Origin of the sequence: Nonomuraea sp. SBT364 (genome assembly GCF_001083785.1) — a bacterium.
GTDB lineage: Bacteria > Actinomycetota > Actinomycetes > Streptosporangiales > Streptosporangiaceae > Nonomuraea.
Genome location: NZ_LAVL01000318.1, coordinates 1 through 2,500, shown reverse-complemented (window position 1 = coordinate 2,500; position 2,500 = coordinate 1). Strand labels below are relative to the sequence as shown.

The window sequence follows — 2,500 nt, the reverse complement described above, 5'->3', positions numbered from 1 at the left end:
CCTGGTAAGCCTAAATACTCCCTGATGACCGATAGTGCACGAGTACCGTGAGGGAAAGGTGAAAAGTGCCCCGGTGAGGGGTCGTGAAAGAGTACCTGAAACCGTGTGCCTACAAGCCGTAGGAGCTTAGCTGGACTTGTTCCGGCTGTGATGTGACTGCGTGCCTTTTGAAGAATGAGCCTGCGAGTTATGGTGTGTGGCGAGGTTAACCCGTGTGGGGGAGCCGTAGCGAAAGCGAGTCTGAATAGGGCGTTTGAGTCGCATGCTGTAGACCCGAAGCGGAGTGATCTACGCATGGGCAGGTTGAAGCTCAGGTAAGACTGGGTGGAGGACCGAACCCACCAGGGTTGAAAACCTGGGGGATGATCTGTGTGTAGGGGTGAAAGGCCAATCAAACTCCGTGATAGCTGGTTCTCCCCGAAATGCATTTAGGTGCAGCGTTACGTGTTTCTTGCCGGAGGTAGAGCACTGGATGGCCGATGGGCCCGACAAGGTTACTGACGTCAGCCAAACTCCGAATGCCGGTAAGTGAGAGCGTGGCAGTGAGACTGCGGGCGATAAGGTTCGTAGTCGAGAGGGAAACAGCCCAGATCACCGACTAAGGCCCCTAAGCGTGTGCTAAGTGGGAAAGGATGTGGAGTCGCAGAGACAACCAGGAGGTTGGCTTAGAAGCAGCCACCCTTGAAAGAGTGCGTAATAGCTCACTGGTCAAGTGATTCCGCGCCGACAATGTAGCGGGGCTCAAGTACACCGCCGAAGTCGTGGCATTGACCCCTATGTGGGGTTGATGGGTAGGGGAGCGTCGTGCAGCCGGTGAAGCGGCAGAGTGATCTAGTCGTGGAGGCTGTGCGAGTGAGAATGCAGGCATGAGTAGCGAATCGAGGGTGAGAAACCCTCGCGCCGGATGACCAAGGGTTCCTGGGCCAGGCTAATCCGCCCAGGGTAAGTCGGGACCTAAGGCGAGGCCGACAGGCGTAGTCGATGGACAACGGGTTGATATTCCCGTACCCGCTTTAACGCGCCCATACTGAACCTCGTGATGCTAAGAGTCCTTAGCTCGCCTGTAGCCTTCGGGCTTGGGGTCAGAGTGAACGCTCGATCCGATCGGGTAGTAGGTAAGCGATGGGGTGACGCAGGAAGGTAGTCCAGCCCAGGCGATGGTAGTCCTGGGGTAAGCATGTAGGGAGCGAGGTAGGCAAATCCGCCTCGTATATATCCTGAGATGTGATGCCGAGCCGATTGTGGTGAAGTGGATGATCCTATGCTGCCGAGAAAAGCCTCTAGCGAGTGTTGTGGCGGCCCGTACCCTAAACCGACTCAGGTGGTCAGGTAGAGAATACCAAGGCGATCGGGTGAACTGTGGTTAAGGAACTCGGCAAATTGCCCCCGTAACTTCGGGAGAAGGGGGACCTCTGCCGGTGTAGGAGCGTGCCTCCGAAGCTGGTGGGGGTCGCAGTGGCCAGGGGGAAGCGACTGTTTACTAAAAACACAGGTCCGTGCGAAGTCGTAAGACGATGTATACGGACTGACGCCTGCCCGGTGCCGGAACGTTAAGGGGACCGCTTAGTTGTGGTGACACAGCGAAGGTGAGAACTTAAGCGCCGGTAAACGGCGGTGGTAACTATAACCATCCTAAGGTAGCGAAATTCCTTGTCGGGTAAGTTCCGACCTGCACGAATGGCGTAACGACTTCCCCGCTGTCTCAACCGCAGACCCGGCGAAATTGCACTACGAGTAAAGATGCTCGTTACGCGCAGCAGGACGGAAAGACCCCGGGACCTTCACTACAGCTTGACATTGGCGTTTGGAGCGTCTTGTGTAGGATAGGTGGGAGACTGGGAAGCTCGGACGCTAGTTCGGGTGGAGTCATTGGTGAAATACCACTCTGGTCGTTTTGAACGTCTAACTCTGGTCCGTGATCCGGATCGGGGACAGTGTCTGGTGGGTAGTTTAACTGGGGCGGTTGCCTCCTAAAGAGTAACGGAGGCGCCCAAAGGTTCCCTCAGCCTGGTTGGCAATCAGGTGTCGAGTGTAAGTGCACAAGGGAGCTTGACTGTGAGACTGACGGGTCGAGCAGGAGCGAAAGCTGGGACTAGTGATCCGGCATCGGCATGTGGAAGCGGTGTCGCTCAACGGCTAAAAGGTACCCCGGGGATAACAGGCTGATCTTCCCCAAGAGTCCATATCGACGGGATGGTTTGGCACCTCGATGTCGGCTCGTCGCATCCTGGGGCTGGAGTAGGTCCCAAGGGTTGGGCTGTTCGCCCATTAAAGCGGTACGCGAGCTGGGTTTAGAACGTCGCGAGACAGTTCGGTCCCTATCCGCTGCGCGCGCAGGAGACTTGAAAGGAGCTGTCCCTAGTACGAGAGGACCGGGACGGACGAACCTCTGGTGTGCCAGTTGTACCGCCAGGTGCACGGCTGGTTGGCTACGTTCGGAAGGGATAACCGCTGAAAGCATCTAAGCGGGAAGCTCGCCTTGAGATGAGGTCTCCCACCC

The 2,500-nt window shown here is 56.9% G+C and carries 1 rRNA gene (cut by a window edge); it reads left to right on the top strand.

Features of this window, described 5'->3' with window-relative positions:
- A 23S ribosomal RNA gene (locus ADY59_RS46945) occupies window positions 1–2,500 on the top strand; its annotated part reaches 500 nt to the left of the window's first position; the annotation flags it as partial.